A 26,627-nucleotide genomic window follows, 5' to 3' on the forward strand; every position below is an offset into this window, starting at 1 on the left:
CCTCCTACCGCGTCGGCCATCGAGCGTATGCCCGGGTTGTTCCCAAAGATTCGTAAGAAATTTGCTGTTTTAAAGCTGCTTCGCGCTCGTATAAGGTTTTTAGATTTGCGTGAACAACATTTTTACTTCCTATTCCATATTCTTGGGCACCGGTTTCAATTGCAGCAATCTTCGCCTGTACCCGGGCAAGCTGTTCTTGAAGCGTTTCCATATTTTTCATCACCTCCTCAGCCAATTGCTCTTCCTTGCTTCCCTCTCAATAGGCGGTACCGGAATCACTATCTCAGGCTCAACCAAATACCTCACTCCGGCTATTTCAGCTGCCAGAGCACAGTTAACCTCAACGTCCAGCATATGGTTTTGCGCATGACTGCTGATCGGCTGCCATTCATATGTTACTCGGCCTTTTTTATCTTTTTGCTCAATCTTTTGCTCAGAACAAATCATATCGGCATAGCGCCGGTCACAGCCTTGATATACATTCCATGAGCCTGGAGCACCAGCAGGGACAGTTAGTCTGCCAGCTATAAAATCTTTGAATTGATTGGGATCAAAATTATACAGTAATAACCCGAAAAACTTATCCAGCTTGGTAACAGTATATCGTGCTTTTAGCGGTTTTGATGAGCCTTTAGTGGGCAGGCATATACCCTGGTGCTCCGCGCAGAACTGGTATACTTCATCGGTATTGTAACCAGAGTCAATGCAAGCTAGGTTAATATAATAGGCCTCACCCAATGTTGTTGGGTAAGGCCTATAGATAATATTTTCAATTTCTGCCCACGTTTCTACGCGGCCATAATCCACCAGCCACGATGTCAACTTCGGCCCCCACGCTCTAACTCCCCACCAAAAATGATTTAACTGCACATCAACGCCTAAAGTAAGCAACTGTGCTTTGTCAAAGACACGGCCTTGTTCATAATCCAATTGCTTTTCTAGCACTATATCTGATTTTAACCTGCTTGCTTTGTTTTCCCACGGCTCTGCTAGCCATGAATTCACAAAATTCATGAGATTGGACGGTGTATCCTTGGACTCTAGAAACTCTCTAGCGATACGGCCAAACGATACAAACGGGCTATAAATCGAATTGAGATGATAAGCAACGGTTCGAATTCGCCCAATCGGTTTGTTTTCAGATACCCACTCGCCAAGCCTAAGCATGGTTTGCTTATGGCTATCGCTAATTTTACCACCACAATGAGCGCATTCATACCAAGCTACATCTTCTACTAACTTAGGATTATCCTTTATTTCCTCCGGCCATTTAACTCCGCCGCGGTCCCCTTTCTTTGCCGGTCGAAAAACAAACGGCTGCATAGCTTTGCAATGAGGGCAGGGCACATGGTATTTATACCGGACATCAGCCGCCATATAGGCAGGCCAAATATTTTTATTTTTTGTTACAGGGGTTGATGCATCAACAATTTTTTTATTATGGGGAAAAGCCTTGGTCCGTTCCTCCGTTAGTTTCATAGGACTTGCTTCATCACCAGACCATTTTTCGTATTTGTCAATTTCATCTCGAAACAAATAGCGAACCGGTCGGGATGCAGTTTGACTTGGAGAATTAGCGCTTAGTATAGCTATGAACATGTCGGTAAAGTCCAGTTCAAGCTCTTTACTGCGAACATTAAACTTATCAGCAATAGATATTGTTGATGTAATCATGGGCTGTAAACGCCTATTGCTTGAAAACTTGCCGGTACTTTCTTCCGGATATACTAACGCCGTTGGCCCGGGGTCCTGATCGATCAAATAGCCAATCATGTTATTGATGCACTCGGTTTTAGCTGATTGCGATCCCCAAACTAAAATAATGCGTTCAATTTCTTTGTCGGTAAAGGCATCCATCGGCCCCCGCGTGTAAGGAGTGAAATCGGTGCGCCATGGACCAGGCTTGGAGCTGATCAAATCCAGCACACGATTCTTGTCCGCCCACTGCGAAACAGTCATTCGCTCCGGCGGTTTTAATGCTTGCCTTAATGCTAACGGAAACTCAATTACATTATCTTTTCTTCGTCTTTTTGGCTTTTCGATACTGGCTGGTGCTGGAGAGTTGTTCAAGGAGGTCATGGACGGCATCAGTCATCACTTTCTCTACAGAGCGCATATCCAAGTGTGCAAGTTCTGGGGCAATTGTCCTTGACCATAAAAGCAAGTTTGTTTTTAATTGATTTCCAATAACCATCCATTGCCTGTCCACCTCCTCTTTAGGGATATATTCGCCCTTCAGTACTCCAAGCTGTAGTTTTTCTTTTTCAGCTTTCATTTCGCGATAATCGGCATCAGATTTAAGCTTGCGAGCTTCATTGCTCAAAGGCGCATTACTGCCAGCACCAAGGCCACCTAGCCATTCATTCAGCTTTTGAATATTCCACCAGCCACGGGCCTCATTGGGAGCTCCACGCTTTTTCCAATCAATCAAGGTCCGTGGTGTAACGTTAAAAAACTTGGCTGTCATTTCCGAATTTAGGTAAAAAAAATCACCTTCAAATTTTATCCATGAAGGCACAGTAATACTAGATTTTATAGTTGCCATAATATTTTCGATTACCTCACTTAATTCGGAAAATCGGAAGTGGATTTTTCAGTTTTCACAGAGACAAAAGTCGGGGCTCGCAAGACCCTCAAGCCGTCTACCCCTCCGGAAGGACCCATTTATCATCAGCCGTTCTCGAATGGCCGGGGCCATCCAGACCACTCTCCCATAGCCGTTGCAGTCTGTCTGATGCTAATGATGGAGGAGTTACACAAATAAACCTTGTCACTTGTTCTGACTTGCCAACGTTTCGAGTTTTATTTAACACAATATAGTCAGTCACGTTATCAGCCTCTCTTTCGTTTCATCCTGCCTTTATCACGCTGACATATCCCCGCATTCGTTCGCATCAACTCACGATAGTTATCACCACGCGGCCGCTTACGATAGGTGACACACTGCCGGTCAACGTTATACACTCGGTTAACTGTACAAAGCTGCTCTGGATTATCGTTGTGCTGGCAGATTGAGTTGCAATAAAGTTTTTCCGGCAAGTGGGTCACCTCCGTTATGGGTAAAAAAAGAGCCCCGGTTAGGGCTCATATTGTTGGATATTGTTGAGCAATAATTTTTAACTGTTTTAATCCATTCTCGGTTAACAATCCTTCTTTATTTACAATACCCATCTCAATTAACTTTGTACGCAAAGAAGGACTTGTAAGCATTTTAGACAATTGTTCTTCAATCTTTTTACAGTTTCTAGCTGAATTAATCGATAAATTCAAGTTTTCTCTACCAAAGCTTCTAACTAGCATCTTAAATATATTAAGATGTTGATTCGACATTACAGACAATTGTTGGTGTAAAACTGCTGTCTCTAATTGATTTTGCAACTCAGAATATTTTACTTTTAGATTAGTTAATTCCTTATTTGCAGTTGATAAAGCTATTCGATATTTTTCAGCATCTTGCTCGTTTAATTTAGACTTTGTGATTAATTCCTGTATTAGTTTATCAACTTCGGCTTGCTTAGAATCTGCCTTTTCTTCGGTTTTAGCAACTTCCTCAATAATGTCAGGTGTTGTATCTTTAAATCTAAAGCTTAAGCCAAGCCCATTTCCTTCGAGTAATCGATCAAGTAAATCCTTTATAGCGTCCTTATGATTTCTCATAAATATAATAGCTATAACAGATATAGCTATTGGCCATGATGCTATCACTTGAAATAATCGTATAACTATATCAGCCCATTTAAGGTAGAGTTCAGACCACTCCATAAACACACATCCTTTCACCAACTTACACCATTCGACAAAAGGCAATAAATTCCTGCTAACAGAAAAGCCGCCCAAATGGACGGCTTGCAATTTAAATATAATACTTTCAATTTATATTTTACTTTATTTATACTGCCATTTCAATGACATCTTTATGCCTTCTGTGATAGCCCGTCAATGCCGAATATTAAAGCACTTAGCCTGTTATAGTTGGCTTCCATGTCACGAAAAAAAGTTCTTTCTTCAATATCTTCCTGCTTGCAGATAGCTTCTCGGCTAGGCTTGGCGTTATCATCTTGAGGGAAATAAACCGCTTTAAGAATCCGGTATCGTCGCATATCCTCAGGCTTCCCGGTGCGCTCGCAATAAATGCCGTAATGCATAACCATCTGGTCAATGTGTGCCAGGATCAGTTTGGTACGAGCAACCGACTGCTTGATAGAATGAATATAAGTTGTTGCGTCAGTATCGTCTAATGAATCCAGTATGTCAATGACATATCCATATTCGTTTTCAACTCGTTGCTCCTTTTCGTAGATAGCATTTTCGCAATGGTCTTTTAGTAACTCATATTTTTTTAGCAGCAGCTTTGTATTCCGGAGCCGTTTATCATGACGTGATTTAAACTGCCGGCGCTTCTGCTGTTCAGAGTGATTTAATGCAGCCTTAGCAGCAGTTTCGGATATAATCTCGACAATCATTTTTTCGGTTTCTGAATGGCTGTCAGACAGTCGCTTGAGCAATTTTGCTTTAGCGGCTGTTCTTATTGTTTCCTGCGCCCGTTCATGAATTTCGCGGCATTCCTTGCAAACATCAACACCGTAGAATTGTTTACAGTCCGGTTTTTCAGTGATGCATAAACTGCATGTAGTCAAAATATCACCACCCGTTTTTCTTGGAGTAAAAATTCTTGCTGGATTTAGGATACAACCCGCGACACTCGGCGCAGGGTTTATTGTGCGGATCCGCTTCGAAATGCTGGCAGCCATGGCAGAGCGGTGTTGGCATGGAGTTGGCTTCTGTGGTGTGGGGATATTTAATCATTCAGGCACCTCCATAAACCGGACCGGGATATTATTTTCCCGGGCAAATTGTATTTCCATCTGGCATCCTTCGGACTGTCGCCAGTCGCCATAAACGTGGAGCTCATCTGAGCGGGCGAGTAACACCAGACAGTATTTGAGTACCAGTTCCTGCGGGCCGCGCGGGTCTACAAAATCGAATGCATGTAATGGTGACAACGGGACGATTTCGCCAGCAGCAAGGAGTTGCTGGCATATTTTATTGACACGGGTTAAATTATTATCGATATCGCCCCTTAGCGGATGGGCTATGTATACGGTTTTCAAATTTTCTCACTCCCAATTTTGAGTTGATTTTAATGGCAGGTTAGTTAATTACCTCGGGAATTCCCTCAACTCTCGCATAACCGCCCGCCTTAGCGACTCCTTACCATGGTCTATATGCGCCTTACCGGACTGCCTATCCCACCGGCGCATCCTCTGTAACTCCCGCTTGTCCGGTATGCACGTTGCTGTGTAGCCTTTGCGGGTCATGGTTTGGCCTCCCCATCCCCGGCATTGATCGCCCGCCTACTCGCATTATTAAAAACTTCAATTGCTCCAGTTGCTTTTCTAGCCAGCAGGACAATTCTCAGCAAATCCGGCCTGTGCACCTTGTCATATTTACTATCTACAGGCGTTTCAGCAATCTGGTTGGCCTGCTCGGCTCTGGTGGTCAGTTCGGCGACCTGATTAATTAAATTTTCATTTTCGATTAATAAACTTGCATAACGAGAATGAATTGATTCACTCACCGTCCGCACCTCCCCGGTACTTGGCTAACGCCTCCGCTAAACATCTGCCGTGTCCCGTGTCTCCTAGTTTGTTTTGCTTTAACCATGCAAGGGTATCAGTGGCGACAGTAACCAGATACTGTACCCGCTCCCCGGCCTGCTCTGGGGTGGTGGAGAGGGCTTGGTCAACCTTGCTATATTTCGCTAAACACCTTTCTGTATGTGGCTCATAATCACAAGACGGCTCGTATTTGCATACGTGACATTTTATATAAGAGCAATCTTTCAGCGCTTTTCGAGCTATTTTGTTCTCCCATTCATGCGTTGTTAGTCCAGCTATACAATCCAGCGCCCCCCGCACCACCTCATAAGCGGCCTGGAGGTTGTTAATTTTGTGTTGCTGGTTATCAAATATTGCGCTCATGTCAAGCATTTTTAAGCAACAAGCTTTGTATGCATCGGCAATCTTTTGGTCAGTTTCAGCTATTTCTTTTTCAGCCGCCTCCAACCGGGCGCGGAGGTCGGCGTTTTCTTGCAATAATCCGTCGATAACAGCACTACCAAAAAACGTTTTTCCTTCCGCTCTTGCCTTTTCAACATAAGCAGAGTCATATTTTATACACTCACTCACCCGCGCTCACTCCTTTTATTCCAAGCCGCAACAGCCTGTTCTTTGGTGTCAAAATATCCGCTTGAAGCTCCGCACCCACCTTTGCTAAAATTACAAACCACCAAAACATATTCTTCATTGTCGCAACACTCAAATTCCTTACAGTCTTCCAATCTCTTGCAGTCGCTAAAATCAATTTCACTTCCTCCGCAAAACGGACAAGGTTTTAACTCACTCACCAGCGCCAGCCTCCTTCTCCAATTTAGCCCCGCAGTACGGGCAGTATATAACTTCATTCAGTACCGTATAAAAACGCAAATACCACTTTGCTGGTTTGTTTCCTGGCATTTGTACTTTCTCGACTCCAATAGTATCAATTTTATCTAAGACTCTACACCTATGCTCATCGACTGTTAACGCCATGCTCACCCTACTCCGCTCCCTTTCGCTGTAGTCGGTCATGTTCATTCAACACCCGGCAAAACTCTTTGCAGTCGCACCCTGCGCACAAAACCTTATCCTGCTTGGCTTTTACCGCCGCCCTCCCAAGCTCTGCCTCCGGGGCCAGCGCTTTGATTAATTCAATAGTGTGCTGCAAATTCATAATGTCTCTGGCGGTACAATCTGCATGTACCAAAATAGCAATTGCATATTCTATAACATCTATCGCCTGCTCCGGCGTAATCTTAGCGTCCATTGGTGGCCTCCTTCACCTTACGTTTTATCTCCCAAAGTTCGTTTTCCACTTCATTGCATCTACGCTGTGTATTTCTCAATCTCCGTTCAAGATCATTAGCCCGATTCTGCGCAAAATGCATATGGGATACAGCGCTTTTAACTTTCATCCGTTCAGACAGACCGCGACTTAAGACAATATACTGCAAGACTTCAAATACAGCATCTTTATCAAATTCATTCCGCTTGGCCTTTTTAACACAGACTAAGCGATTATCAACCACATGGTATAAACCGATTCCGGCTGGCAAATCGTCCTTTCGAATTACTTCCGGCGGACTGACAAAGTAAAATGTGTTACAAACCGGCAAATAGTTTTGCCATTTCTTATCTTGCAGGAAGTCGTTCCGGCTGACTTTTACTTCATAGCCGATTGTCCGCATGTTTCGGTATGCCTGAGACATTGCAAAGCCATCAAGGATATAACCTTTTGTGCCTCGGTATACATGAGCGAAGAATTTTAGCTTTTGCTCGGTGCAGTGGCGGTGCAGAATTCGAATTACATCACTCTCAGTCACTTGTCCCCTCCGTCCCCGGCAGCGGCGGTATAATCATCCAGTGAGTTTTATCGTGTAATGTCATATCCTTCCGATATGTACCAACACCAAAACCAAGCTTCACATCATTAACGATTATACGCTGTCCATTTCCCGGCATAGTCTCCGGCGACACCGGCACCCACTGCTGGGCCGCCTCTAACTGCTCTTTCATGCCCTAAAGTCACATAGTTACCCCGGCCAGGCGATTTATACCAACACTCTATATAATCAATCACGCTCATTCTCTCCACTCCTTATTGTTTGGTTAGGCGGGGTTAGCCTTTAGCCAGTAACTTCAGCAAATGAATCAGATTCCCCCTGTATTGCATCAACGGCCGTCGCTCCCGCTCATATTCCTCTCGGTCTTTAAACCCAAATTCGCCGATTACCGGCTGTATCACATACCCATATTTCTGGTCCGGTTTTAATACGGCCCCAATATTCCGAATATATGCTAACATCGAAACCAATTCGCGCCCTGAATTAAACTCGGCCATTTCAAATAACCGCATCCATAACTCATGATCGCCTGGCGAGTGCTCCGAATATTTATCCTCCCATTGATAGGCAGTCATTTCTTTTAATAAATCAGTCGGTTCCGGTATGACCTGTTCAGGCGCATCGAAAAATTTGTCAAAAACGCCCATTTTATACGCACCACCTCAAAATATCCTACTGTATCCTACTCGGTATCCTACTAAAAAAACCTTGAAACCCGCGCCATTGCTGGATGTATCCTACAAATCCTACTATCCTACTCGAAAAACATACCTATAAGAGATATAAAAAAAATATTTTTTATAGGCAGGGTAAATTGTGTAACAATATTTTTTTTGCTCGCGCGTGTAGCGTGTTTTTGTAGTAGGATAGTAGGATAGTAGGATATTTATATATAAGAATATAGATAATATAAGGGTTTATAGGTGTTTTTTTGTATCCTACTCGTATCCTACTCGTATCCTACTCTTTAAAATTATTGTTAACTAGACACTATTTTTCGAGTTCTGAAAGCTTAATACATATCATTCTGACCTGTGTTCGTGTTTCACCGGGTTTAGTTCGTTTGATTTTAAAAACTCTTTTACCAGATTCAATTGTCGTAACTATTTTCTCGTCATTTGCCAATTCGCGAAGAACTTTTTGAGGAGAAAATCCACGTTCCCTAAGCACGTCATTAAATACAGTTGGGTTTATACATAAATACAATTCATCTTTAAAACCGTAAGACATCGGCATATTTACCCGAAATTTACCTTCGTTTGCCTGGGCCCAATCCACAATATAGTCCCAGGCTTTAGTTACGTCACTGGCCTCCGTTTTTGTGACCATGCCAGCAATGATATGCTTCGCAAGTTCTGCGGCCTCGCCCGCCGCCCCGGCCTCATCGGCGCCAAAAATCCACTGGCTAACCAGGAAATCGGCGAGAGCCACCACAGAGACTGAGTCGATATGAGAGTCAAGTTTTTCCGGGAATTGCTTCCGTATTCCGGCACGCATATCGTTGAACGTTTGTTTTAATGTATTGCGGTCGTATTTTATTAATCGCCGGATAAACTCTGTCCCGGCATGTCCGTGGTGATCGGCTGTCAGGCGATACAGATCCGACGCGAAGGGTTTGTTGTCGGCAAACGGTCCGCCGTAAATTTCAAGCGTTCGGGTAACGGCTCCGGCCGTGGACGAATCCCCTGACAGCATCCCCTCGCCGGTGGATAATACGATTGTCCGCCATGTCGCCGTTTGTTGCATACCACCGGACTTATTGCCGCGGTTGCGACCTTTTCCTTCAGCAATTTCGTAAATTTTATTTGTTGCCTCGGTTTTGTCTCGCATGGTTTCGCGTTCATTGAGGCCCATTGGCAAGTCATTACACAGGGAAAGTTTCTTCTCAATACCGGTTTTCGTGGAATCAAAACTAGTGCGCAATTCGTCCGGATCACCCCAGGCCGACAGCGCCACATAAAGTGCGGCCGTTTTGCCGTCCTGAGAATTCCCCCAGTTATGTATGAAAAATATTCGCTGTGACAATATCCGTAAAAGCGGCGCTGCAAACGATGCAGATAATATAAATCGAGCTACCGGCCGCTGCCTGACTTCGGCGGCGAATTGCTTCCATTCATCAAAACTGCCAGATATTCGGTATCCACACACCGCAGAGTTTGCGGCCGTGTCGTCAAGGTCTAGCCGGTAACCTCCTTCGGCGCCCGGGATAAATATCTCATCGCCGCGCCAGCCCATGCGGGATACGGCTTTACCTTCAGGTATACTGTTTAAGTTCGCGCCCTCAAGTTCATCAAACCATTTCACCAGCCACCTGGCTGATTCACTGGATACGGTAAGGCCTTTGTCAGCCAGTTTAATAACTTTTTTGGCATCAAACACTTCTGAACGGGCTAATAAAACCGACTCCCATTTACGGCCACGAAGAAACGTCACTTCGATTTTTTCAATATCGCTGTCGATATTTCTAAGCCGGCTTGTGAGTAATACTGGCACATGTGACGCCCGGTAAGTTTTGACGTTATCCCGGGACCAATCCTGATATAAAATTCCGTTTCGTGTGCATATCCAGTCCGCCGGAATCATCATGTCAACTGGTGAGTCAGGGATAATTGTTTTTACGCCCTGTGCTGGCGCTCGGCTGGCAAGCTTTAGTTTTGCGGTGTGTTTTTTAAGCGCGGCCTTTAATGTATTGACGCTGATTTTACCTTTCGCCCGGGTTTTGAATATCTCAAACTCGGCCGGATCCTGCTCTTGCAACAGTGCCAATGCGCCGATAATTTCGTCGTTAAAAACTGTTTGAGTTTCGACCGGTACCGTTCGGGCTATGGCGCGAGCGCGGGGAATTTTTTTGAGTGCCCACCCGCAAGGAGCCTTAATATCCTGGCAGCCGCCAGGTGGACAACCGGTGAAACCTAATGTACCGGTTATATACTCGCAACTGTGGGGATGATTATCTTCCAGCGAATGCCGAATTTTTTCTTCCGTTTTCTTTGGATCATATTTGACTCCCAGCACTGGCCGGATTAATTCATGGATTAGCTCTGGACCACCTTTACAGCGGGACAGATTCGCACAGGCAGCAAACCATTCAGGTTCAGGTATTTTCCCAATGCTGGACCGGAAACGCGCCAAAAATGCACATTGAGAGATTGCCAGTTCCGCCGATCCGTCACCGTCTCGGCGTTCGAATTTTGTTTTCCTGGTTCTGTCGCCGGTGGCCTGTTGGGGCTCGGCTGTGTATGGTTCCAAATCAGATGGGTTGTAACGTTCGGATGATTCATGAATGATTTTTACTTCGACCGGATCCGATTTATAGTTTTTAGTACCAGGTACCCTTAGGACGCGAGACAGGTCATGCGTTGAATCAAATTTATAACCTAAGGTTGCGGCATGCTGCCTTAATGCAGTTTGAAATCCGTGCAGTAATTCAGATGCTTGTTTCCACTCTTCTGGCGTATCAAGTGTCCAAATTTCGCGAAATAGCCAATAAGCATGAAGGCCATGCCCTGAATATATGATTACGCTCGGCTCTAACGGTATCGCATTGATAACTTGCATGGCTGCACCGATATCAGATGGCAGTTTCGTTTCGGCGTGTGCATCACCGCTAGCAATATCCATATCGAACCATAGGCCCGGAATAGCGGTTATTTCTTCGGCGGTTATGCGTTCGTAGTCGCCTTTAGGTTTATCTGTGATGCCGACGCCAAAGTATACGTTTTTCTGTGCATTAGAGAGCCGCAAAGCCGTTTTTATGGCATTGTCGGTATTATCTATAGGGAACCAATATGTCCGTTTGTCTGGGAGCGTCCAGATCGATAGATATCCGGACTCAGCATTGCCGTATAGTTCTTCAAAAAAATTCACCCGTAACACTCCCTAATCATTGCCAATAAAAACACGGCCCAGGCAATTAATGCCGCGTTTACAATAAAAATACCAATCTTAAAACATGCGTCGGAGATTGCTTCCCTCCTTCGCGCGGTGAGTTTTAGCATTTATGGAATACCTCCTTAAAGGTGAGAGTATTGCCTGTATGGTTGCTGCACAGCGTCACATAGCTCCGGCAAATTTGCACTTACCAATGCTTCTGCAAATTGTGGCGGCACCGCATTTCCGCATCTTGCCACCTGTTTAGCCTTTGAATACCGCTTACCATTACAATCCTGATCAATAATGTAATCGGCTGGGAAACCCTGAGCAGCGAACAATTCATGTGGCTCTAGCATCCGCATGCCGATATCTACTATTTGATAATCCTGACCGTGAATAGTGACTAATCCAAGCCGGTCCTTAGTTGTGATAGTGTGTACCGGTTCCTCTATACTCTGACCAATGGCTGTCCCATAGTATTTCAGTAGAAAGGCCCTTACTTCGCCAAAGTGCAAACCGCCGGCAGTAATTGTTTGTATCGGTTCAGCCACTTCCTGCCCTATGTTAGTGCCTTTCATTTTAACCAAATGACTGGTAACTAAGGCGTTGTGATCAACCGTGGTTACTGTCGGCACTGGTTCATCCATTCCGGCGCCAGGACCATTATAATTACCGCCGTAATGCTTAGCGAGGAAAGCAGCTACCAATTGGGACTTACCACCACCGCCGGCCGTCACTGTTCCTAGAGGTTCATCCATGATATGGCCTACCGAATTACCAAACTGGCGAGAAATGAAGGCGGTAGCAATGGCGAATTTATTACCTCCGGCGGTTATAGTCCCTAATGGCTTATGTATATTGAGAACACGGGGTTCCTGCCCCTCCCGTTCTCCATATCCCATTTGGATCAGCGTTGGTGCAATAAGCAGATGTTCTGCCTTGCTGACAATAGTAGTTAGCGGATCATTAATCGGGTACTGCTTCCGGTCACCGCTAAATCCTGTATGTCCGATCTGAGCTACAAAGGGAGTAACTATACCCCAGCCATTCTTTGCCGTGATAGTCTGCAATGGTTCGTCAATCTCCTGGCCGCGAAAGTCAACGCCGTGATGATTAACCTTGATGACAAAGGGTTTAGGGTTATTTATAACAAACTTCTGAATCCCCCGGGCTATACGGCGCATTGTGTTTTCGGCCAGTGGTTTCTTACGTTCAAAGATACTCTGACACGGTAGTGACCAATCAATTATTTCGGCTGCCGTTCGCCATGGTTTGAGCTTCCCTTTCTTTACTTCCGGGCTGTCAGGATGACCGTGAGTAGGTTTCGGCCAAACAATCTTCCGCCCGTCACACCTGGCTATGAGGAATAAGCGTTTCCGTATAGTCGGAGCCCCATAGTCACAGGCCCGGAGCTCACGCCATTCAACTTTATAACCATGTCTTTTCAATGCGTTCACGAAAGCCTTGAATGTAATCCCTTTTTTCTTAGGGTCTGGCTTACCGTCTTTAAGCAGCGGCCCCCAGGTCTGAAACTCCTCTACATTCTCCAACATGATAACCCTTGGCTGTACAGTTGCGCCCCATCGTAACGTTACCCATGCAAGGCCGCGAATTTTCTTTTCAACAGGCTTACCACCTTTGGCTTTTGAAAAATGCTTACAATCCGGGCTAAACCAACACAATGCTACAGGCCTGCCTTTGGTTGCTTCCCTAGGGTCAACATTCCAAACTGATTCGCAGTAATGCTCTGTATCGGGATGGTTAACTGTATGCATTGCGATTGCATCAGGGTCATGATTAATTGCTATATCTACGCTACGGCCTATTGCTAAAGCAATTCCGGTGCTGGCCCCGCCCCCACCGGCGAAGTTATCGACTATGATTTCTTGAAATAACTGTTGTTGCAGGGCTCTCTCCTCCCTTTATAGAAATGGGGCGACCATCGCCGCCCCATAATTTAATTAAAATACTGTATCCGATTCCTCCGCCGGTGCGGCGCCGTCCTGAGATGCTGGCTGTTCGTCGGCCGGGGCCGTGTCAGTCGTATTTTCGGCCTCCTGCTCCTTGTTAAACTCCAGTTCCGTCTGCTTCAAAGCCTGATCTAACCGCTTCAAATCGTCCGTTACCAGGCCATGTCGCTTAATCAAACTGGCGAATTCCTTGATCTGGTAATCTCTGAGCGACCAGCGCACATCCCCGGCCGCTGTAGAGTTTTTCTCGCATCGGCTGAGTTGCTTGTCCAGAATATACATACGGGTTTTTTCATCGACCTTTTCCCAAACCTTGGCGTTTATAATCACTCGGAACACGGTTTCGTCCATCATAAACCGATTTGCACCCGATATTACCTGCACATCGGCATCGACTGGACTGCCTTTCTTCTGCCATGAGCCGGTACGCATCAGATATGCAATTTTTGCTTCCGCCAGGTGTCCGTGATGGTCATCAATCAGGCGGGCTGCCATAACCGTTATTGCTTCCGGCGCATATTCGTAGCCGGTCTTTTCCTTAGGTGGTTTAAAACTTTTTCTTGCCATTAAATATCACCTCTCTGTTGTTTTTGGCCGGTAACAATGGCCACGGCGTCTTCGACACTCCGGGCGATACCGGCACGGGCACCGCGAGCTTTCATGATACCGATAAAATTTTCTTGTTCGGGCCGGATTCGTCCGGCTGGGGTTTTGACCTCGATGGCGGCGAACAAGCCGATTTTTTTATTTATCATGTCGTGGGTTATCGTGATTGGGATTATTCCGAATAAATCACTGAAGCCTGGCGGTAGGCCGGTGTTAAAAGGTCGGGCGTTTTTTAAAATTATGTTGCCGCCTTCCAGCCGGATAACATCGTCTCCGGTCCAGGTTTGGCCAACATTGGCACGGAAGAAGGTGCCATGTTTTGATAATTCCAATCGAATTAAATTCTGAATGTCTGTTTCGCGCAATAAATCACCGCCTAATATTTTTTAATTTTGCCTGAATAAACACCCACGACGGCTCATAATTCCTTTCCTTTGCAATCCGCTTTAATTCATCAATCGTCCGCGCCCGTCCAACCTCCTGGCGTAACTGCTTTTTCTCCCTGGCGATAAACTCTTCAAGTTCTCCCGCCTCTTCGGCCAGCTGCCGTTCAGAGATTTGGTATTGATATCCGCATTCAGGACATACAGGTGCTGGCTTATGTGCATAGTAGCAGCAGGGACACTGCCTTATAAATACCTTTGCGGCCTCACCTTTACGCCGGGATTTAACCTCTGATTCTAACGTCCAAACCCTATCAGCGTCAGGCAAATCATGGTGAAATACGTTGCCGCAGTGATCGAGAATTGTTGCTATCTTAAATGGATTATCTGGGTCAGGCCTTAACGCCCGGCCGACCATTTGTATGTATAAGCTCAGTGATTGAGTCGGCCGGAGCATTATAACACCTTCACAATTTGGAATGTCGGCCCCTTCGGTATAAAGCTCCACATTCACAAGTACAAGCGTTTCTCCGCGTCTAAACCGTTCCATAGCCGCTTCGCGTTCTTCATCTGGGGTGTTGCCATCTACGGCCTCGGCTGGTACACCAGCATCGCAAAACTGCTTGGCAACCTGTTTAGTGTGTTCAACGGATACACAGAAAGCAATGGCCCGCTTGCCTGGAAGAAACCTTTCGTAGTGCTGGATTGCATCACCGGTAATATGGCTTTTAGCGACAGCCTGGAATAGTTCTCCCTTGGCATAATCACCAGCAAGTGTAGGTACACTGTCCAGATTCATTACTTGAGGCGGGGCCAGGTATTTGTATCTGCATAAGAATCCCCATTCCATCAATTGCCGGATAGACGGTCCCTGTACCATTACGTCATAACAATCTGACATGGGCTCGCCGGAAAGTCTTTTCGGGGTAGCGCTAAGGCCGATTATAATGGAGTCATTTTCATAATAATAATCAGCAATTTCACTCCATGTGCGGCTTTTTTGGTGCTGAGCTTCGTCGACTATCAATATTTTAGGAATTGGAATTTTGGCTAGTCGCCGTCTCAGGGTTCCCACACTGGCTACTTGCATTAGCAGTGATGTGTCTTGCGCTATCCCTGCTTTTATAATGCCGTGCGGGACAGATATCCGGTCCAGTGTATTACTTGCTTGTTTTACTAATTCCGTCCGGTGGGCCATCATACAGGCTCTGTAACCGTTGCTTATAGTGCCTTTAAGGATAAAAGATGCAATTGCTGTTTTGCCGCCCCCACAGGCAAGTTGTATTAATATACGGCGCTGGCCATCTTTGATTTGTTCGCGGACTTTATTGATTATTTGTTGCTGGTAATCTCGCAATTTAAATGCCGTTATTTATACCTCCCTTACGGGAGAGCGCGGATACCCCGCGCTCCTGGTAGTCTCTTAGCTGCATAGGCTAAAACGGCATCTCTTCCTCGGGGAATTTGTCGTTGCCGAACGCAGATTGATTAGTTGCGGCCTGTGTCTGGGCTACCGGCTTTTCAACAATCCGTCTCAGGTTTTTAAATTGGCCGTTATTGCCTGACTTTAATTCGATCTCAACGGTTTGACCAACAAGCCCTTTCATAATGTTTTCAAGATTGGCGGATGTCGGAGTAAAGCCTAAGTATTTGAAGTCATCAGTAGCTCGACGCACAGCTTTTTTATTGTCCTCGCTGTTGTCGTTTTTATAAAACGCTCGGTCAATCCAGATATGACTTCCTTTTTGTTCACCATCAATAACCTTAAGTTCCCAATGAACCTTGTCTTTCGTTTGGTCTTTGGTTTTACCAAACTCGCACTTTATTACTTCAGCCTGATATTTACCATCCGGTAAATCATCGGCAAATTGCTTTACCTCTTGTCCTGCTGCTTCATCCCAAATATCTTTAAAACTCATGTTTGTACCTTCTTTCTTCGGCTCTTGGCCGATAAATATTCCGTTTGGGCAGGGTTCTCCTGGCCCTAAATCATCGGGACATTCTCCCCCATAGTTCAGTAATCCTGGGCAGTTTGTTGGACATACCCATCTTTCATCGCTGATCATGCAGGCATTAACTCAGTATAATGAATAATTTTATCGACTTTCTTAGTTGCCCGGCAGTACTCGCACCGCTCGCACCTGACAGGCGGTTCCTTGCCTGCCTTTACCGCAATAATCCGCGGCATGTTTTCCCGGATTTTATTTAACTCCTCCTGCACTCGGTCATGATCCGTCAGGTCGATGATTGCATGGTCAGGAACCTTTTCCTTTGACACGGCGATGCAGTAAAAGTCTCGCCAATTGTCCCGGCCTCGGGCAATTCTCTCAACTTCGGAGTAAACAGCAACCTGAATCATATACTGCCATTCCTCAATAAAAGATACATATTTTCTGATCTCATCGGACCAGACATGCTCGGTGATTGACTTAGTTGTTTTTAGGTCCAGCAGGTAATTTAATCCTGGATTATCAACGTCAATTTTTACTTTCCATGGGATGCCGAACATTTCGGCGGTTAAGATAATTTCTTTGCGCCCCTGCAGGTAAAACATAACTTTGGGATCATTAGCCAGGCAGGCAATCATTTCATCAGCATGCCGGTACTCGGACTTTAATTCTCCCTTGGTAGGGCCCTTTGACGAAATAATCTCCGGATGGTCACAGATGAATTTTTCTAATGCATCCGGACCCTCTGCCCAGCAGTGCACATATTGGCCTACAAGCAGGGCTGTTTTATCTTCGGGCTCATATTCGCCTTTCAGATTCGCTAGCGTGGCGGCTTCGCAGGAGATCCAATTTTTATATTGGCTGACAGACATATAATGCAAGTTCGCGGCTTGGCTATGGTAATTTCCAGCGGTTAACTGCATATTCGCATTTCCTTCAGCAATTTGCAGAAATACTCGGCAGCTGCAGGACCATATTCTGCTGGCTCGCCATACTCGGCAGCAAAAGACTCCGGATTTTCTTCATATCGCCTCATCCATTCAGTGAAAACTGCCGCCATTTGCTCTTTAGTTAAGTTCATAAATACACCTCATTTCTTATCGAAGTAACATGCCGCCAAATCTGCCAGGTGCAGAGCCACCGCCAACGGATGTCCATTAAAAGCCTTACTCATTACCTGCCTGGTCGCATAATCCGTATCAGATAAGCCCATATGCCAGCGAATCGCCATGACCTCTTCCAAAGTGAGGCGAATCATCTGCTGGAGTATAATCACGGACTTTTCGCCGTGCCCTAATGGAATCTGGTCATCAATGGCATAAAACGGAAGTGAGTGCCAGCCGGTAAGCTGTTTGCCGTCCACGATAGGGTCTTTTTTGTTTCGCATTTCGACCTTATAGAAATTGGCTTTACAAAGATCATGCAGTAAAGCTGTGATTGCAATAGAGTCCTGTTTGTCCGCTAGATATAACGGTGCAAGCTTTGTCAGGTTGTCAAACACAGCAAGAGAATGTTCCAGTAATCCGCCTTCCTTCGCGCCGTGGTATTGAGTGCTGGCCGGTGCCGTAAAGAAGTCCGTTTTCTCTGACAGGTAAGTAATAACGTTCTCAATCCCTGGCCGCTGTGTTTCGCGGAGTAAATTTACAAATCTGTCCTTCAATCCATTACCTCCACTTCTTTAACTTGAGACTCCCGCCATGCCCGCTCGGCAGCCGATTCGGCGCGGTCAGGCGTGACATTAATCATGTCTTCGCGCTCATCCCGCGAATACAAACCCATTGTGAGTTCCGGTGCATGTGTCCGGATCAGGAATGCCGCTGCTCGGTACTGAAGCATAACCTCGGGCATGGTTTTCCACTTACTGCCGTTTTTGCCATGCCAGCCTTCACCCTTGGCCATTTCAATGGTGACCCTGGGGCCGACCAGTTTTTCACCAGTGGATAATTCGGTCATATGCGCCCGGCAGCCCCAATCGTCCTGGCCTTCGGTACCAACCCACTCATAACGGATTTTTGAATACCGGCCGCACTCGTTAGCAATGGCAATCAGGAACTTACTGGACCAGTTTGGCTTGCCTTGAATAACATCCAGGTTCTGCATAACCATCATGGCGTTTATCCCAAAGCGCTGGGCATATTCAAGGGCTATAAAGCAGTTTTCCGGTTTGTTTTGGTAAACTGCTGGAATAATAGTAGATTTGGACATTAACTCAGCTACTTGTTTTAATTGTCCGTAATTGCCGCCGGTTAAGGCGATAGATGACGATGCTTCAGGTATTTCTGCCGGCAGCGATTGTTCGGATTCTGACTCGGTGTCAAATATATCACTCATCGTTTTCCTCCTTTTCTATGGGCTCCGGCTCATCCGGTGCAAAATACTCATCCTGGCAGTCACGGCAGCAGAACTCCTGGTAATATTGCACCGGCCGGCCGCAGTTTTTACAACGTGCCATTACGGGCCCTTTCCCACATCTGATTTGTGGGGTTCTTTTCCTCAACCCAGCCTTGGCCTTCGCGGTAATCAAGATTGCCAGCATATATTTCCTCGCTTTTCTTGCCTGACCATTCGCCGGGGCAATCTGTAGTTAAACTGCCTTCCATTAGACCGCAAACCTTGCAAATTGATAAGCCGCCATCGCATACCATGCATCCTGGCTCGCCATTACAATTACAGTCCTTTGGTTCTCTATATTGATGGTCCATTATCCAGCAGCCTCCGACGCCTTAATCTCGCCATCCTCAATGTAAATGCCGACCGTAGAATCAGTACTGACGCTTGTTGTCCAAACCTGGAAGTCATTCACCGTTGCCATTTCTTCCACAATCTTTCTTTGGTCTGGATCCAGTGATTCGTAACCATCAATCATAACCACTCTGAGCTCTGGATTCGCTGCCATGCCTACGCCCATGCCGACACGAATTTTCTGGGCGCTGCTGGCCTGGCTGAATGGCTTGCCTTCGAAGGTTACGCCGCCGCCCGCGAAGTCCAGGCCCGGCACTGGGAATTTGGTGTTCTTGATAATCTCGGCTTTATAGTCAACAATTTTCTTGAGTTTCGCAGACAGATCGTCCGACTCGGTTTGGTGCTTGGCGACTTCGGCCGCTTTAGCCTGGCGGTCCTTGTACTGCTGGGCTTGTTTATTGGTTTCGTCGGCCTTGGCAATCCGCTCATTAATATCAGTCAAGTCCTCGTCTTGCTTGGAATCAATAACAGCCTTTGCCACCTTCAATGCTTGCTCCTGAGCAGATATTTGATTTTCTTGCTCTACCAGGCTTTTCTTGGCGGCTATTAGTCTGCTTTCAAGATCGCTGATGATTTCCGATGTTGCTGTTTTGTTGGACCGCAATGCAGCTAAATGTCTTTCTTGGTCTTGATACTCAGCTAAACGATTCGCATTATCCCTGTTAACTTTTTCTAGCTTCTCCTTCTCCGCCACCAATTCTGTCAGTAAAACCGGCTCAACCTCGGCAACCTCCGGGATACTCTCCAGCGCTTTTTTGGCCTTGTCCAAGTCTCGGTTAACTGCCGTCCGGCTCTCATAAACCGACTTATAAGCCGCATTCAGCATGTCCAGCGGATTCGGGCTTTCCTCAATGACTACACCGGATATGTCCGTTAGTTTCGCCGCGTCAACCTTCAATTCAACAACCTTCAGCAACATGTCAACCTGTTTTTTGGGATCCTTCTCTTTAGAAAACTCCATCGGATTAAATGCGATCTTGCCGACCAGTTTATCCAGCAGTGTCTGGGGCGAAGGGTATTTCGCACCGTCCCGGGTTTCGACCTTTAGAGTGCCGCCAGCTTTAGTTATTGTTCGGGTGACGATGATATCACCAAGATCGACAACTATTTTCCCTTTGTCGGCGCCTTCTCGGAGAGCTTCGTCCCATTTTGTGCCACACAACGCCGTACCGATAGCGTCCAGTACTGTGGTTTTACCTTGTTCGCATTTGCCGGTAATTTCGATCATGTTACCCTGTGGAATAATCTCAATGGCCTTTAACTTCTTAAAGTTTTCGGCTACTAACTTAACAATTTTCATTTGTACCTCCACGCATAATTTACCAGGAATATACATATACTAAACTGGGGAAGTCCGGCCCATTGGCGAAGCCAAAATTATTTGTTCTGGTCGATATACTTAACGATATCGCCAATAGGCTTGCCAATCAGGTCCAGCGCCTCGTTATCCGGAATTTCAATGCTATACTCTTCTTCAATCTCCATAACCAATTCAACTAAATCCAACGAATCTGCGCCAAGGTCGTCCAATTTAGCTTTTTTGGTTACTTCCGCAGGGTCGCAGCCTAACTGCCCAACAATTAACTCTTTAACTTTTTCGAATGTGGTCATATGATCGTCTCTCCTTATACTTTTTTACTCTCCGATGTACTGCTGATTGGTCCATACCATATATCTCACCAATTTCGCTGTAAGGGATTTTCTGTTTACGCAGTTTAATCATGTCCTCAGTGTCGGAATCTGTTAAATCACATCGGTTATTATGCTGTGTCGTCACCCCGCACACATAATCCAGTGCCCGTTCAACGGTGTACTTCGGTGATATTAACGCAAGCGCAAATGCACACCAATTCACGTCATTTAATACCGCGGCCGCTCTCATGTGATATCCACCAATTCGGCGTATCTGACCGGCACCTCGCCGGTAAACACATCAGTTGATACATATACCTTAGGCGGCTCCTGGCATCTTAAAATAGGCGGCTTGCAATTCTGGCAAACAAATTTACTGTCTCCTTGCGGGTAAAATTTCAGGCCTGATGTTAAACTAACTCCACAACAACGGCAACGAATATGTTTCATGGCACTACTTCGCACCTCCAAACAGATCATGTAACACCCTGGGGTTATAATGCCGCTCACTTTCCACATAGTTAGACCGCTTTTTCATCTCACCGCGAACTCGGTCTAATTCATTGAAGAACGGATTGTTTTTTGCCACCAATTCAGACAGTGGTTTTATAATCCGAATCGCATCATCCGCGTTTCTCCGGCGTCGTGACCATTCTCTTAGTAGCCTTATTAGTTTCCTGTCTTCAGTGCGGGTGGTTTTGTTAAATTCCGCATAATGCCGGATATCGCAAATTGCTTTATCGCTTAGGCTGTATTCTTCTTCAAGACTTTTTAATGCAGCCGGCAGTGTCCGGACAACAGAGGCAAAATCATCAGTTAGTTTTCGAATCTCTGATGGGGTCATTGAAGGCCGACCTTGTGCGCCGCTTTCTTTACGCAATCCGGGCAGAGTCTTACAGCATCCAGACTAACCAAGCCATCAGCGCTCCCGCACACGACGCAGCCAGGGTTATATTTTCTGAGAATGATTCGGTCACCATCGACGAAGATTTCGAGCGGGTCCTTTTCTTCTATATCCAGTGTCCGGCGCAACTCGCGGGGAATAACTACGCGGCCGAGTTCGTCCACTTTACGGGTAATGCCAGTAGACTTCATACGTAAACCTCCCATTGTTATTTGATTTTCAATGTGCTAAAATATCCGTAAGTATTTTTTGTTAGGCGCTTCTAAAGAGCGTCTTTTTTTATTTGCATTTTTCGTTATACGCCGCAACGATGTTCGCCAGCAGGATTTCATCTGCATTATCCAGCGGCTGGCCGTTACGCTCCCGGACAAACCAAAACGCTGGCCCGCCCTTGAACCCGATACCGAATTTCTTTTTGTCGTAACGGGCCATGGCTAACTTCTGAGAAAACGGCGTAAAGGGGCTTGGCATATTTTCTGGCATATTTTCACTCCTTCCAGTAATTTATGGTTAACCGGTCCCCCGGATGAATCAGCCCATACGGCTGCCTGTCCTTAAACACGGCGTCCCAGTTCTCCTGGATGATTCCCTCACGGAACTCACGAACGTCGCGCCTGACGGCTGATTTGGCCATATAACGCAAGGATATTGCGTCCAGAGTGTCACCGGATTTTACCGTATAGGTTTCTGTCACCAGGTGGCCCTTCGGCCCTGCATTACCGCAACTGGCCACAGCTAGGGCGATTAGGCCAGCAATTACAATCCGTTTCACTTACTACCAACCCTCCCGCATGGTTTTAACTCAAATAGCACACGCGCCTGACAATCATACTCAGGCTGGCAATCCGGCCGGCAGTCACCGTCGCATTTTTGGCGGTTACAGTGATTGACACATTCTGTGCACTGACAGTCAGTCGGCCAGTTATCCGGTACGTACTGAGTTTTCACTGCTTGTCCCTCCCTTGTATAGAGTCATAAACCTGATTCCAATCTGCTTCACATTTCTTGCTGTATCGTCGCCAGCCGATCGCGTGTCCGAGTATTCCAGCAACCAGCACTGCAGGGATTAACCACCACCACTCAATCACTACCCAACTCCTCTCGCCACGTACCGCGTGGCATTTTTATATACCGTTGGCATATGCTTGCTTTTTAAATTAACTACCAGCCGAGGGTAACAGGTAAACTGGTCGCTGCAAACGGGCTTGTCCTGGATACATTCATTTGTTAGTTGCTGGCAGCAATCCTCGCGCAGCTCACGGCCGCAGTTTATGCATTGCATTTTCTCACCTCCCGCTACGCCAATTCGGTATCAACTTCGCAGTAATCGTCGCATCCGGAGCAGTAATCAACAGTAACCAAAATATCTACTCCCGAACCATCATTCAAAGGGATATTAACGACTTTCTGGCCTGTTGAAACTTTAGTTCCACAACCTGGACAATTCATGAATTTTTTCACCTCCCTTGCATAATTCTGACCGGTATTGGAAATACATATACTGGGGGAGTCTGGGGTTTTATGTGGGCGAAAAACTATTCTTTGTTAACAGCAGTACTTTCAAACTGCAAAGCTATTTGCCCGGCTAACTCAGCTTGTCGCAGCTGGATTTTTTTACTAGCTTTTATTAAACCATCACGTTTTACATCAATTTGTAGATTGATTTCGCGTAACGCAATCCGGTCTTTCGTGGTTGGTACATTATGATATGTACCATGCTCATCGCTAAATGCATCACGAATACCAGCCGAGTCTCGCTTCTTTCTCATTACCCGTCGAAATTTGTCTGCCCAATACTTTCTTTCAAGTTCCACTGGATCAGGCTTTGGCTCATACTTCATTAAAATTGGTATTCCCTGCTCAATCGTTACCGCGCCATGATCCTGTAAAATTTCATAAATCATAAGCGTGGACAATTTCTTAGATCGCAATCACTTCACCACCTTTAAGCGTTTCGTTTTGGACAGGGCTGCTTTGATTGTTTGTAAGCGCTCAATACATTCCCCTAATTCGCTGACGGTAAAGTCAATTTCGGATGGACCATTTTCATGGTTAACAAAATACCGTGCAGCTTCTTCAACATCTTCTGATCGTAATTTAAGAACTGCGGTAATCATTTTGGGAATCATAGTCGATAGGGCATACTCTCTGTCGATTTTTTTGTCGCTTTCTGAAATACGGGATTCCATTTCTTTACGTTGCTGAGGTGTCATACTACAATACTCTTCAAGCTTTTGCTGATTATATCCATCCATGAGATACTCGGCTTGTCCGTTTTCTAAGCGGCTGACAGCTTCGGCCTGCTGTTTAGGGGTGGCACTGCATGCTACAGCAAAACCCTGCATCAGCGGGACCTTTCCTGCTGCTACTGCGTCGATTAATTCTGGTGCAGCTTTTTGCACCAATTCTTTGGCACATTCAATTTTAGAGTCTGTTGGTTCGAAGATAGTGATAGGTTTTTGAACGGCTTGGCGGGGATATGTTTTTCCGTCTGCGCCGGTTGAGGTGTTGCATTGCAACAACTGTCCTTGATCTTCCATTCGTTGTCGTGTTCGACTGACGGTCGAATTATCGACACCCAAACTTACTGCAATCTGCCTGTCGCTCTTTTCCGGCGTCTCCAGCAACTGCTGGCGAATCAACTCTTGCCGCTGCTCCCTAGTCAGATGCCTTCGGGCCATATTAAGTTTGCGGGCATGTTCGCGTTTTTGTTCTTCCGTCATACCTACTCGCACAACTCGCGGCCAATCTTTTAAGCCGAGTTCAGTGCAAATTTTTATGCGATGATGTCCATCAAGAATATTGCCATCTTCGTCATACTCAACCGGCACCATCATGCCACGCTTTTGAATGTCTACTTTAAGTTCAGTGTAGTCATCGGGTGATAAATCCGGCATAACCTGGTATGTATTGCTCAAATGCTTGCCCTCCTTTTATGATTACCGTGCTGCCTTCCGAACCTTATCTGGCGGCCTCCCTTTGTATTTACGCTCATTGCTTGCAGTCTTTATGAAGCGGTTTGCTCTAATTGGCACAGGCATTGTAGCCGCGATTTCTGCTGCGCTATGTATTGCGATTTGCCTTAATACTTCCAAAGCAGCGTCAACATGAATTCTTACATGGCAGTTACCTGCCGTTTTTAAGTGCGGTAATTGTCCTTGCTTAACCATTGCACGAATAACTTTTTCTGGCAGATTTGTACGTTTTGCAAAATCCGAGATCGTTTCCGTGATTGGAGTCATTTAGATTCACCTACTTTATGCCGATTTACCAATAAACTGGATTTTAATTTCTAAAATCTCACAAGCTCTTTGAATAGAGTCCTCGTTCCAACGCTTATCCCCTTTGCGGTTAATTAGGTTATATGTATATTGAAGCGAAAAGCCCATTTTATCTGCAAACGTTGAAACATTCATGCCTTGTGACTTAAGCTCGTTTTTTACTACTTCACAAAAATCATTCATAAATTCACCTCCCTGTTGCTAATACTAACTTATATGATTAGTATTAGCAATCGCGATATTAAGCGCAAAGATTAGTATTATGTACCTAATCCTCTTAAATTCTCCAATTTGCTTAGTTTTTCTCCATTTATTAACTTTTGGGATTATTGCATTATCCTATTAGATTAGTTATACTAAATACATAGATTAGATTTGGAGTGAGTAAATATGAAATATCCCAATAACTTAAGGGAAATTCGTAAAGACAAAACCGTAAAAGCTACTGACCTTGCTGATTTACTTGAAGTAACATTTCAGCATTATTACGCCCTTGAGCGTGGCGATCGACAATTATCATCTCAGCAACTTGTTAAGCTTGCAAAATTTCTCCAAATAACAACCGATGAAATTGTAAATTATGAACCTGAAGAAAACAGTGAAACAAACGAAAAGCTCCAGAGACAAAAATCTCTAGAGCAAGATAATAGTGATCCTTATTTTCGTATTACACAAGACGCAAAGAAAAATGGCATACCTCCTGAAGACTTTGCTATGGCACTTGACTTTGTAAAAAGATTTAAGAACAAAGGATAATAACCTATGGATAACCGGTATGTAACCAAATCTGATTTATATCATTCAGTTGACCATATTATTGATTTGATGAATATCACAATAAATGATACCTCTTATCCGTTAGACTCAATTAATTTGGCCCATACTTTTTGCAATAATTTGGAACTAGTAACCCTTCCTTTTCCTTCCACTGCAATATGTGGAGTCTTATGCAAAGACGAGTCACGTACTGCCATTGCTCTTAATAAAAACCGGGAAGACGCTATGCGAAATTTTGATTGTATGCATGAGTTGGTTCATTATTTTTTACACGATGATACAGAATTTAGATGTATATGCCCTGATAAATCACAGGTAAAACAGAATAACTTTATTGAATGGCAAGCAAATGAAGGCGCTGCACAGGCATTAGTTCCATATCAAATTTTCATTCCTGAATTTGTTAAGCTTTCTAGAAATTATGCACGTTCTGCTTGGGACATGGCCGGCATTACTATCGAATTAGCTCACAATTTTTATGTTTCGCCTCAAGTTATTCGTAATCGTATTAATAATCTCGAATACGAAATTAAACAATACCTTGATGGAATACCAATTGAGAAAATTACACTACTTTCTAAAAACCAAATTACCAAACGAGGTTTACACAAAAAAAGCACCGCTATATTTAGTTATTGCACAAAATGTCTTTCTGTTGTCTCAGATATCAATAATTATTGCTCTATTTGCGGTACTAACTTAAAAGAACCGATTAATAATTTCTATGATTTTAGAGTGTGGAAAGGAGTAGGCTATATGAAATATGACGGTATTCAAATCGATCAAAAATATAAGGCGATCATCTGCCCCAGGTGCAATAATGAAGAAATTGAACCTGAGGGAAACTATTGCAAGATATGTGGGATTGACCTTGTTAACAAGTGTGCTGGTTACTTAGTAGGAGATGGTTACCACGAGGAATGGATATCTGGATGTAGTGCCATTCTAGACGGTAAATCACGTAATTGTCCCTTTTGCGGTAAACCCTCATCTTTTTACAACTTAAAACTGTTACGGGATTGGAATTATCGAGAAGATGACGATTATATCCCTTTTTAATTAAACCTTT

The 26,627-nt window shown here is 45.1% G+C and carries 39 protein-coding genes; 2 read left to right on the forward strand and 37 right to left on the reverse strand.

Translation table 11 applies throughout. The annotated features are described in order from the left end of the window. Positions 1-4: 4 nt before the first annotated feature. The 37 genes from SPSPH_RS22470 to SPSPH_RS22650 form a co-directional block, all read right to left on the reverse strand. A complete protein-coding gene (locus tag SPSPH_RS22470; protein WP_075756558.1) occupies positions 5-211 on the reverse strand; it encodes a hypothetical protein in 207 nt (68 codons plus the stop codon). An 8-nt stretch (positions 212-219) separates the two neighbouring features. Then, entirely contained in the window at positions 220-1,926 is a 1,707-nt protein-coding gene (locus SPSPH_RS22475; protein WP_158027089.1) for a terminase gpA endonuclease subunit, read from the reverse strand. Between the two features lie 85 nt (positions 1,927-2,011). Continuing rightward, the gene (locus tag SPSPH_RS22480; protein ID WP_075756398.1) at positions 2,012-2,545 is read right to left on the reverse strand and encodes a hypothetical protein; all 534 of its coding nucleotides are present in this window, start codon (positions 2,543-2,545) and stop codon (positions 2,012-2,014) included. 539 nt (positions 2,546-3,084) lie between these two features. Continuing rightward, entirely contained in the window at positions 3,085-3,762 is a 678-nt protein-coding gene (locus SPSPH_RS22485; protein ID WP_075756399.1) for a hypothetical protein, read from the reverse strand. Between the two features lie 152 nt (positions 3,763-3,914). Then, positions 3,915-4,637, reverse strand: coding sequence for a hypothetical protein (locus SPSPH_RS22490; RefSeq protein WP_233139047.1), 723 nt, complete (start codon positions 4,635-4,637; stop codon positions 3,915-3,917). Between the two features lie 165 nt (positions 4,638-4,802). Continuing rightward, positions 4,803-5,111, reverse strand: a complete 309-nt coding sequence (locus SPSPH_RS22495; RefSeq protein ID WP_075756400.1) for a DUF4406 domain-containing protein — start codon at positions 5,109-5,111, stop codon at positions 4,803-4,805. A 203-nt stretch (positions 5,112-5,314) separates the two neighbouring features. Further along, entirely contained in the window at positions 5,315-5,578 is a 264-nt protein-coding gene (locus SPSPH_RS22500; protein ID WP_075756401.1) for a hypothetical protein, read from the reverse strand. Continuing rightward, a complete protein-coding gene (locus tag SPSPH_RS22505; protein WP_075756402.1) occupies positions 5,571-6,188 on the reverse strand; it encodes a hypothetical protein in 618 nt (205 codons plus the stop codon). Before SPSPH_RS22505 ends, SPSPH_RS22500 begins: the two co-directional genes overlap by 8 nt. Beyond that, positions 6,185-6,463, reverse strand: a complete 279-nt coding sequence (locus SPSPH_RS23645) for a Lar family restriction alleviation protein (protein WP_109298151.1) — start codon at positions 6,461-6,463, stop codon at positions 6,185-6,187. The genes SPSPH_RS22505 and SPSPH_RS23645 overlap by 4 nt, the downstream gene beginning before the upstream one ends. Before the next feature lie 134 nt (positions 6,464-6,597). Further along, entirely contained in the window at positions 6,598-6,864 is a 267-nt protein-coding gene (locus tag SPSPH_RS22515) for a hypothetical protein (protein ID WP_075756405.1), read from the reverse strand. Next, complete coding sequence (locus SPSPH_RS22520) at positions 6,854-7,420, reverse strand: MmcB family DNA repair protein (protein WP_075756406.1); 567 nt, start codon at positions 7,418-7,420, stop codon at positions 6,854-6,856. The genes SPSPH_RS22515 and SPSPH_RS22520 overlap by 11 nt, the downstream gene beginning before the upstream one ends. Then, positions 7,413-7,613, reverse strand: coding sequence for a hypothetical protein (locus tag SPSPH_RS22525; RefSeq protein WP_075756407.1), 201 nt, complete (start codon positions 7,611-7,613; stop codon positions 7,413-7,415). The genes SPSPH_RS22520 and SPSPH_RS22525 overlap by 8 nt, the downstream gene beginning before the upstream one ends. Positions 7,614-7,716: 103 nt before the next feature. Continuing rightward, complete coding sequence (locus SPSPH_RS22530) at positions 7,717-8,088, reverse strand: hypothetical protein (RefSeq protein WP_075756408.1); 372 nt, start codon at positions 8,086-8,088, stop codon at positions 7,717-7,719. 343 nt (positions 8,089-8,431) lie between these two features. Further along, positions 8,432-11,308 (reverse strand): DUF927 domain-containing protein, encoded by a 2,877-nt coding sequence (locus tag SPSPH_RS22535; protein ID WP_083945585.1) that lies wholly within the window; start codon positions 11,306-11,308, stop codon positions 8,432-8,434. 146 nt (positions 11,309-11,454) lie between these two features. Further along, on the reverse strand, positions 11,455-13,221 hold the full coding sequence (locus tag SPSPH_RS22540) for a DNA cytosine methyltransferase (RefSeq protein WP_075756410.1): 1,767 nt from the start codon (positions 13,219-13,221) through the stop codon (positions 11,455-11,457). 54 nt (positions 13,222-13,275) lie between these two features. After that, a complete protein-coding gene (locus SPSPH_RS22545; protein ID WP_075756411.1) occupies positions 13,276-13,851 on the reverse strand; it encodes a putative metallopeptidase in 576 nt (191 codons plus the stop codon). Beyond that, positions 13,851-14,255 (reverse strand): VRR-NUC domain-containing protein, encoded by a 405-nt coding sequence (locus tag SPSPH_RS22550; protein ID WP_075756412.1) that lies wholly within the window; start codon positions 14,253-14,255, stop codon positions 13,851-13,853. Before SPSPH_RS22550 ends, SPSPH_RS22545 begins: the two co-directional genes overlap by 1 nt. Before the next feature lie 4 nt (positions 14,256-14,259). Next, the gene (locus SPSPH_RS22555) at positions 14,260-15,630 is read right to left on the reverse strand and encodes a DEAD/DEAH box helicase (protein ID WP_083945586.1); all 1,371 of its coding nucleotides are present in this window, start codon (positions 15,628-15,630) and stop codon (positions 14,260-14,262) included. A 79-nt stretch (positions 15,631-15,709) separates the two neighbouring features. Continuing rightward, positions 15,710-16,339, reverse strand: coding sequence for a DUF669 domain-containing protein (locus tag SPSPH_RS22560; RefSeq protein ID WP_083945587.1), 630 nt, complete (start codon positions 16,337-16,339; stop codon positions 15,710-15,712). Continuing rightward, complete coding sequence (locus tag SPSPH_RS22565; protein ID WP_075756415.1) at positions 16,336-17,145, reverse strand: PD-(D/E)XK nuclease-like domain-containing protein; 810 nt, start codon at positions 17,143-17,145, stop codon at positions 16,336-16,338. The genes SPSPH_RS22560 and SPSPH_RS22565 overlap by 4 nt, the downstream gene beginning before the upstream one ends. After that, positions 17,136-17,303 carry a hypothetical protein gene (locus SPSPH_RS22570; RefSeq protein ID WP_158027090.1) on the reverse strand — a complete coding sequence of 56 codons (168 nt, stop codon included), beginning with the start codon at positions 17,301-17,303 and terminating at the stop codon, positions 17,136-17,138. The genes SPSPH_RS22565 and SPSPH_RS22570 overlap by 10 nt, the downstream gene beginning before the upstream one ends. A 9-nt stretch (positions 17,304-17,312) precedes the next feature. Beyond that, the gene (locus SPSPH_RS22575) at positions 17,313-17,882 is read right to left on the reverse strand and encodes an HD domain-containing protein (RefSeq protein ID WP_075756416.1); all 570 of its coding nucleotides are present in this window, start codon (positions 17,880-17,882) and stop codon (positions 17,313-17,315) included. Next, positions 17,879-18,553, reverse strand: a complete 675-nt coding sequence (locus SPSPH_RS22580; RefSeq protein ID WP_083945588.1) for a hypothetical protein — start codon at positions 18,551-18,553, stop codon at positions 17,879-17,881. The genes SPSPH_RS22575 and SPSPH_RS22580 overlap by 4 nt, the downstream gene beginning before the upstream one ends. Further along, positions 18,546-18,674 (reverse strand): hypothetical protein, encoded by a 129-nt coding sequence (locus tag SPSPH_RS22585; RefSeq protein ID WP_269147942.1) that lies wholly within the window; start codon positions 18,672-18,674, stop codon positions 18,546-18,548. Before SPSPH_RS22585 ends, SPSPH_RS22580 begins: the two co-directional genes overlap by 8 nt. After that, complete coding sequence (locus tag SPSPH_RS22590) at positions 18,661-18,924, reverse strand: hypothetical protein (RefSeq protein ID WP_075756417.1); 264 nt, start codon at positions 18,922-18,924, stop codon at positions 18,661-18,663. The genes SPSPH_RS22585 and SPSPH_RS22590 overlap by 14 nt, the downstream gene beginning before the upstream one ends. Further along, entirely contained in the window at positions 18,924-20,264 is a 1,341-nt protein-coding gene (locus tag SPSPH_RS22595; RefSeq protein ID WP_075756418.1) for an AAA family ATPase, read from the reverse strand. Before SPSPH_RS22595 ends, SPSPH_RS22590 begins: the two co-directional genes overlap by 1 nt. Positions 20,265-20,341: 77 nt before the next feature. Continuing rightward, a complete protein-coding gene (acpP, locus tag SPSPH_RS22600) occupies positions 20,342-20,575 on the reverse strand; it encodes an acyl carrier protein (protein ID WP_075756419.1) in 234 nt (77 codons plus the stop codon). Between the two features lie 475 nt (positions 20,576-21,050). After that, positions 21,051-21,440, reverse strand: coding sequence for a hypothetical protein (locus SPSPH_RS22605; protein ID WP_075756422.1), 390 nt, complete (start codon positions 21,438-21,440; stop codon positions 21,051-21,053). Continuing rightward, positions 21,437-21,691: an AbrB/MazE/SpoVT family DNA-binding domain-containing protein gene (locus tag SPSPH_RS22610; protein ID WP_075756423.1), complete on the reverse strand. Its 255-nt coding sequence runs from the start codon at positions 21,689-21,691 to the stop codon at positions 21,437-21,439. Before SPSPH_RS22610 ends, SPSPH_RS22605 begins: the two co-directional genes overlap by 4 nt. Positions 21,692-21,779: 88 nt before the next feature. Then, positions 21,780-21,983 carry a hypothetical protein gene (locus SPSPH_RS22615; protein WP_075756424.1) on the reverse strand — a complete coding sequence of 68 codons (204 nt, stop codon included), beginning with the start codon at positions 21,981-21,983 and terminating at the stop codon, positions 21,780-21,782. Between the two features lie 4 nt (positions 21,984-21,987). Beyond that, complete coding sequence (locus tag SPSPH_RS22620) at positions 21,988-22,272, reverse strand: LysM peptidoglycan-binding domain-containing protein (protein ID WP_075756425.1); 285 nt, start codon at positions 22,270-22,272, stop codon at positions 21,988-21,990. Then, positions 22,269-22,448: a hypothetical protein gene (locus tag SPSPH_RS22625; protein WP_146196575.1), complete on the reverse strand. Its 180-nt coding sequence runs from the start codon at positions 22,446-22,448 to the stop codon at positions 22,269-22,271. Before SPSPH_RS22625 ends, SPSPH_RS22620 begins: the two co-directional genes overlap by 4 nt. Before the next feature lie 348 nt (positions 22,449-22,796). After that, positions 22,797-22,949 carry a hypothetical protein gene (locus SPSPH_RS22630; protein WP_158027091.1) on the reverse strand — a complete coding sequence of 51 codons (153 nt, stop codon included), beginning with the start codon at positions 22,947-22,949 and terminating at the stop codon, positions 22,797-22,799. An 86-nt stretch (positions 22,950-23,035) separates the two neighbouring features. Continuing rightward, positions 23,036-23,431 carry a hypothetical protein gene (locus SPSPH_RS22635; RefSeq protein WP_075756427.1) on the reverse strand — a complete coding sequence of 132 codons (396 nt, stop codon included), beginning with the start codon at positions 23,429-23,431 and terminating at the stop codon, positions 23,036-23,038. Next, positions 23,432-24,418, reverse strand: a complete 987-nt coding sequence (locus tag SPSPH_RS22640; RefSeq protein WP_075756428.1) for a ParB/RepB/Spo0J family partition protein — start codon at positions 24,416-24,418, stop codon at positions 23,432-23,434. Between the two features lie 21 nt (positions 24,419-24,439). Then, positions 24,440-24,742, reverse strand: coding sequence for a helix-turn-helix domain-containing protein (locus SPSPH_RS22645; protein ID WP_075756429.1), 303 nt, complete (start codon positions 24,740-24,742; stop codon positions 24,440-24,442). A 15-nt stretch (positions 24,743-24,757) separates the two neighbouring features. Continuing rightward, positions 24,758-24,964, reverse strand: a complete 207-nt coding sequence (locus tag SPSPH_RS22650; protein ID WP_075756430.1) for a hypothetical protein — start codon at positions 24,962-24,964, stop codon at positions 24,758-24,760. Between the two features lie 207 nt (positions 24,965-25,171). Here SPSPH_RS22650 and SPSPH_RS22655 point away from each other — a divergent pair, with 207 nt between their 5' ends. After that, positions 25,172-25,537 carry a helix-turn-helix domain-containing protein gene (locus SPSPH_RS22655; protein ID WP_075756431.1) on the forward strand — a complete coding sequence of 122 codons (366 nt, stop codon included), beginning with the start codon at positions 25,172-25,174 and terminating at the stop codon, positions 25,535-25,537. Positions 25,538-25,543: 6 nt separating this feature from the next. After that, entirely contained in the window at positions 25,544-26,617 is a 1,074-nt protein-coding gene (locus SPSPH_RS22660; protein WP_075756432.1) for an ImmA/IrrE family metallo-endopeptidase, read from the forward strand. Positions 26,618-26,627: the final 10 nt, after the last annotated feature.

The sequence above is a fragment of the Sporomusa sphaeroides DSM 2875 genome (genome assembly GCF_001941975.2).
Lineage (GTDB): Bacteria > Bacillota > Negativicutes > Sporomusales > Sporomusaceae > Sporomusa > Sporomusa sphaeroides.

Coding starts and splice junctions, on each gene's coding strand:
- SPSPH_RS22515 (WP_075756405.1), bottom strand. CDS start 6,864: ATGGACGCTAAGATTACGCCGGAGCAGGCGATAGATGTTATAGAATAT.
- SPSPH_RS22480 (WP_075756398.1), bottom strand. CDS start 2,545: ATGGCAACTATAAAATCTAGTATTACTGTGCCTTCATGGATAAAATTT.
- SPSPH_RS22645 (WP_075756429.1), bottom strand. CDS start 24,742: ATGACTCCAATCACGGAAACGATCTCGGATTTTGCAAAACGTACAAAT.
- SPSPH_RS22610 (WP_075756423.1), bottom strand. CDS start 21,691: ATGAAGTCTACTGGCATTACCCGTAAAGTGGACGAACTCGGCCGCGTA.
- SPSPH_RS22545 (WP_075756411.1), bottom strand. CDS start 13,851: ATGGCAAGAAAAAGTTTTAAACCACCTAAGGAAAAGACCGGCTACGAA.
- SPSPH_RS22580 (WP_083945588.1), bottom strand. CDS start 18,553: ATGAGTGATATATTTGACACCGAGTCAGAATCCGAACAATCGCTGCCG.
- SPSPH_RS22650 (WP_075756430.1), bottom strand. CDS start 24,964: ATGAATGATTTTTGTGAAGTAGTAAAAAACGAGCTTAAGTCACAAGGC.
- SPSPH_RS22485 (WP_075756399.1), bottom strand. CDS start 3,762: ATGGAGTGGTCTGAACTCTACCTTAAATGGGCTGATATAGTTATACGA.
- SPSPH_RS22590 (WP_075756417.1), bottom strand. CDS start 18,924: ATGGACCATCAATATAGAGAACCAAAGGACTGTAATTGTAATGGCGAG.
- SPSPH_RS22570 (WP_158027090.1), bottom strand. CDS start 17,303: ATGAACTTAACTAAAGAGCAAATGGCGGCAGTTTTCACTGAATGGATG.
- SPSPH_RS22615 (WP_075756424.1), bottom strand. CDS start 21,983: ATGCCAGAAAATATGCCAAGCCCCTTTACGCCGTTTTCTCAGAAGTTA.
- SPSPH_RS22655 (WP_075756431.1), top strand. CDS start 25,172: ATGAAATATCCCAATAACTTAAGGGAAATTCGTAAAGACAAAACCGTA.
- SPSPH_RS22595 (WP_075756418.1), bottom strand. CDS start 20,264: ATGAAAATTGTTAAGTTAGTAGCCGAAAACTTTAAGAAGTTAAAGGCC.
- acpP (WP_075756419.1), bottom strand. CDS start 20,575: ATGACCACATTCGAAAAAGTTAAAGAGTTAATTGTTGGGCAGTTAGGC.
- SPSPH_RS22565 (WP_075756415.1), bottom strand. CDS start 17,145: ATGCAGTTAACCGCTGGAAATTACCATAGCCAAGCCGCGAACTTGCAT.
- SPSPH_RS22630 (WP_158027091.1), bottom strand. CDS start 22,949: ATGAATTGTCCAGGTTGTGGAACTAAAGTTTCAACAGGCCAGAAAGTC.
- SPSPH_RS22560 (WP_083945587.1), bottom strand. CDS start 16,339: ATGATCAGCGATGAAAGATGGGTATGTCCAACAAACTGCCCAGGATTA.
- SPSPH_RS22605 (WP_075756422.1), bottom strand. CDS start 21,440: ATGACCCCATCAGAGATTCGAAAACTAACTGATGATTTTGCCTCTGTT.
- SPSPH_RS22585 (WP_269147942.1), bottom strand. CDS start 18,674: ATGGCACGTTGTAAAAACTGCGGCCGGCCGGTGCAATATTACCAGGAG.
- SPSPH_RS22525 (WP_075756407.1), bottom strand. CDS start 7,613: ATGAAAGAGCAGTTAGAGGCGGCCCAGCAGTGGGTGCCGGTGTCGCCG.
- SPSPH_RS22530 (WP_075756408.1), bottom strand. CDS start 8,088: ATGGGCGTTTTTGACAAATTTTTCGATGCGCCTGAACAGGTCATACCG.
- SPSPH_RS22470 (WP_075756558.1), bottom strand. CDS start 211: ATGGAAACGCTTCAAGAACAGCTTGCCCGGGTACAGGCGAAGATTGCT.
- SPSPH_RS22660 (WP_075756432.1), top strand. CDS start 25,544: ATGGATAACCGGTATGTAACCAAATCTGATTTATATCATTCAGTTGAC.
- SPSPH_RS23645 (WP_109298151.1), bottom strand. CDS start 6,463: ATGAAGTTATATACTGCCCGTACTGCGGGGCTAAATTGGAGAAGGAGG.